The organism is Cupriavidus sp. R6-3 (genome assembly GCF_059772245.1).
The window spans coordinates 1-3,740 of the sequence record NZ_JCBAJO010000343.1 but is presented as its reverse complement, the minus strand read 5'-3'; the positions used below and the strand labels follow the sequence as shown (position 1 = coordinate 3,740).

At 64.0% G+C, this 3,740-nt stretch carries 3 protein-coding genes; all 3 read right to left on the bottom strand.

Annotation, left to right across the window (positions count from 1 at the left end; genetic code table 11):
- On the bottom strand, positions 1-1,584 hold a 1,584-nt coding region (gene ctaD, locus AC6EI8_RS25185), incomplete at its 3' end, for a cytochrome c oxidase subunit I (protein ID WP_498383219.1).
- A gap of 39 nt (positions 1,585-1,623) precedes the next feature.
- Complete coding sequence (gene coxB / locus AC6EI8_RS25180; protein ID WP_149317137.1) at positions 1,624-2,877, bottom strand: cytochrome c oxidase subunit II; 1,254 nt, start codon at positions 2,875-2,877, stop codon at positions 1,624-1,626.
- A gap of 61 nt (positions 2,878-2,938) precedes the next feature.
- Positions 2,939-3,451, bottom strand: coding sequence for a DUF2244 domain-containing protein (locus AC6EI8_RS25175; RefSeq protein WP_149317584.1), 513 nt, complete (start codon positions 3,449-3,451; stop codon positions 2,939-2,941).
- Positions 3,452-3,740 lie beyond the last annotated feature (289 nt).

The window sequence follows — 3,740 nt, the reverse complement described above, 5'->3', positions numbered from 1 at the left end:
CTCGAAGGTGTGGAACGGCGCCGGCGACGGCACGGTCCACTCCAGGCCTTCGGCGCCTTCCCACGGCTTGTCGGCGGCCACTTCGCCTCCGCGGTACGACGGCAGCACCACGAAGAAGAAGAAATACACCTGCATCAGGCCGAAGCCCAGCGCGCCCAGCGACGAGATCGCGTTGAAGTCCGCGAACTGGATCGCGTAGTCCGCATAGCGGCGCGGCATGCCCGCCAGCCCGAGGAAGTGCATCGGGAAGAAGGCGATGTTGAAGAAGATGATCGAACCCCAGAAGTGGACCTTGCCGCGGGCCTCGTTGTACATGAACCCGCTCCACTTCGGACCCCAGTAGTAGAAGCCCGCGAACAGCGCGAACAGCGAGCCCGCCACCAGCACATAGTGGAAGTGCGCCACGATGAAGTAGGTGTCCTGGATCTGGATGTCGATCGGTGCCACCGCCGGGATCAGGCCGGTGAAGCCGCCGATGGTGAACACGAAGATGAAACCGATCGCGAACAGCATCGGGGTCTCGAAGGTCATCGAGCCCTTCCACATGGTGGCGATCCAGTTGAAGATCTTCACCGCCGTCGGCACCGCGATCAGCATCGTCGCGTACATGAAGAACAGCTGGCCGGTCACCGGCATGCCGGTGGTGAACATGTGGTGCGCCCAGACGATGAACGACAGGATCGCGATCGAGGCGGTCGCGTAGACCATCGAGCTGTAGCCGAACAGGCGCTTGCGCGAGAAGGCCGGCACCACCTGCGAGATGATCCCGAATGCCGGCAGGATCATGATGTAGACCTCGGGGTGGCCGAAGAACCAGAAGATATGCTGGTACATCACCGGGTCGCCGCCGCCGGCCGCCGAGAAGAAGCTGGTGCCGAAGTGGCGGTCGGTCAGGACCATGGTGATGGCGCCCGCCAGCACCGGCATCACGGCGATCAGCAGGTAAGCGGTGATCAGCCAGGTCCAGCAGAACATCGGCATCTTCATCAGCGTCATGCCCGGCGCGCGCATGTTCAGGATGGTGACGATGATGTTGATCGAACCCATGATCGAGGACGCGCCCATGATGTGCATGGCGAAGATCGCCATGTCCATGCCCGGGCCCATCTGCACCGACAGCGGCGCGTACAGCGTCCAGCCTGCGGCGGTGGCGCCGCCCGGCACGAAGAACGACAGCGCCAGCAGCAGCGCGGCGGGCGGCATCAGCCAGAAGCTGAAGTTGTTCATCCGCGCGAACGCCATGTCGGAGGCGCCGATCTGCAGCGGGATCATCCAGTTCGCGAAGCCGACGAAGGCCGGCATGATGGCGCCGAACACCATCACCAGGCCGTGCATCGTGGTGAACTGGTTGAACAGTTCGGGGCGGAAGAACTGCAGGCCCGGCTCGAACAGCTCCAGGCGGATCAGCAGCGCGAGCACGCCGCCCGAGATCAGCATCGTGAAGGAGAACAGCAGGTACAGCGTGCCGATGTCCTTGTGGTTGGTGGCAAACAGCCAGCGGCGCCAGCCATGCGGATGATCGTGGTGTTCGTCATGCGCGTGGTCGTGCGGATGGGCGAGTGCGTCCGGGGTAGCAGTACTCATCGCGAAAACTCCTGAAATCCTGTTCTAACGTCCACGCGCTCAGCTCGCGGCGCCCTGGGCGCCCGCGCTGGCTTGCTCTGCGGCGGGCTTGGCGTCCGCCGGTGCGCCCTGCGCCGACTTGGCGCCGCCGCCCTCGGGGAACTTGCCCGCACGCGCATTGACGAAGTCGGCCGGCTGGATGACCTCGCCGGTCTTGTTGCTCCAGACGTTGCGGGTGTAGGTCATCACCGCGGCGAGCTCGGTGTCGGACAGCTGCTTCCACGACGGCATGCCGCCCTTGCCCTCGAGCAGGATGTGCATCTGGTCGGCCTGCGGGCCGTTGACCACCTTCGAGCCGTCCAGCGCCGGGAAGGCGCCGGCGCCCTTGCCGTTGGGCTGGTGGCACACCGCGCAGTTGGCGGCGTAGACCTTCTCGCCGCGCACCTTCAGCTCGTCCAGGGTCCAGGTCTTGTTGGGATCGTCGGCCGCGGCGGCCATCGCCTTCTTCTTCTCCTCGACCCACTTGGTGTACTCGGCGTCGGTCACCACGCGCACCACGATCGGCATGAAGGCGTGTTCCTTGCCGCACAGCTCGGCGCACTGGCCGCGGTAGACGCCGGTCTTCTCGGCGCGGAACCAGGTGTCGCGCACGAAGCCGGGAATCGCATCCTGCTTGACGCCGAAGGCCGGGATCATCCAGGCGTGGATCACGTCGTTGGCGGTCGTGACGATGCGGATCTTCTTGTTGACCGGCACCACCATCTCGTTGTCCACCTCCATCAGGTAGGTGTTCGACTTGGGCGCCTCGTTGTTGATCTGCTCGCGCGGGGTGGTCAGGGTGGACACGAAGGAGATGCCCTCGCCCTCACCCTTCAGATAGTCGTAGCCCCACTTCCACTGGTAGCCGGTGGCCTTGATCGTGATGTCGGAGTTGGTGGTGTCCTTCATCGCGACCACGGTCTTGGTCGCGGGCAGCGCCATGCCGATCACGATCAGGAACGGGATGATGGTCCAGACGACTTCGACGGTGATGCTTTCGTGGAAGGAGGCCGGCTTGGAGCCCTTGGCCTTGCGGTGCGTGAAGATGGAATAGAACATCACGCTGAACACCGCGATGAAGATCACCGTGCAGATGATCAGCATCATCCAGTTCAGCCAGTGAATCTGCTCGGCGATCTTGGTGACCGGCTCGGTCAGGTTCAGCTGGCGCACGGCGGGACCGCCCGGCATGTCTTCGACAGCGAGGGCTGCCTGGCTGGCGAGCAGGGACGCGCCTGCCAGACACGCTGCGGATGCCTTCTTCCACATTTTCATTTGTTGTCTCTACCCAAATTACAGATTCGAATCTGCCCCTCGCTCCCAACGGTGCCGCCTTTTACAAGGCGCGCAATGCTGAAACGAGTTCCTGCGCGAACTTTCGTCGCTTGTACGGGTCCAGAAAACACCCCACCTGCACAGCGTGCGTTCCAGAGCGCACCACCACCAGCGCCGGGAACGATTCGCCCAGTTCGACCCGCACCCAGTGCGGATTGAATTCCTCGCGGGTCACCTCACCGGCGCTGGCCTTCTCGACCACCAACCTGCCCTCGCTGAGCGTGACGCGCTCGTAGTCTGTCGCGTGCTGTGCATAGGCGAGCAGGGCCACGCCCAGCCCGGCCAGTTCGAGCCCCGCAAAGGGCAGCACGAGCCAAGCCCCTCGCCACGCGAAGAACAAGGCGATGGCAAGGGAAATACTGACGATGGAGAGGTAAAACCAGCCGACCTGGCGTGGAGACAGCGAACAATTCCGCTTCATCAGCCAGTCGTTGTTCGGCACGGCATGGGCTCCGTTGGGACTATCACCGGGCCCGTCACGCGCCGTCTGGAGTGCGATACCGAGTTCCTGCATCGCCAACCACTCTGCATCGCTGCATCGGTTGCACGCCTGGAATTCTGCCGGCTTCACCGCACTGCTGCACTGCTTCGGTGCTAAAACGCCGATCTTCTGTGCCAGGGGACCACTGCGACAAACTGGCGCATTATAGGGCGCTTCGTCAACCGTAACAAGCCAAGTCCGGCGCGGCACGGCGCCCGCGCCACAGCGCGGCGGTGCACAGCGGCAGTGCAGCGGCGCGATGTACGCCGGGTCGCGGCGGTGTCGGAGGGGGCTTGATGCAAGGTCCCGCGCGACGTAGGTG

Bases quoted from the DNA above. Each gene is read 5' to 3' on its own strand.
- coxB (WP_149317137.1), bottom strand. From the start codon at position 2,877: ATGAAAATGTGGAAGAAGGCATCCGCAGCGTGTCTGGCAGGCGCGTCC.
- AC6EI8_RS25175 (WP_149317584.1), bottom strand. From the start codon at position 3,451: ATGCAGGAACTCGGTATCGCACTCCAGACGGCGCGTGACGGGCCCGGT.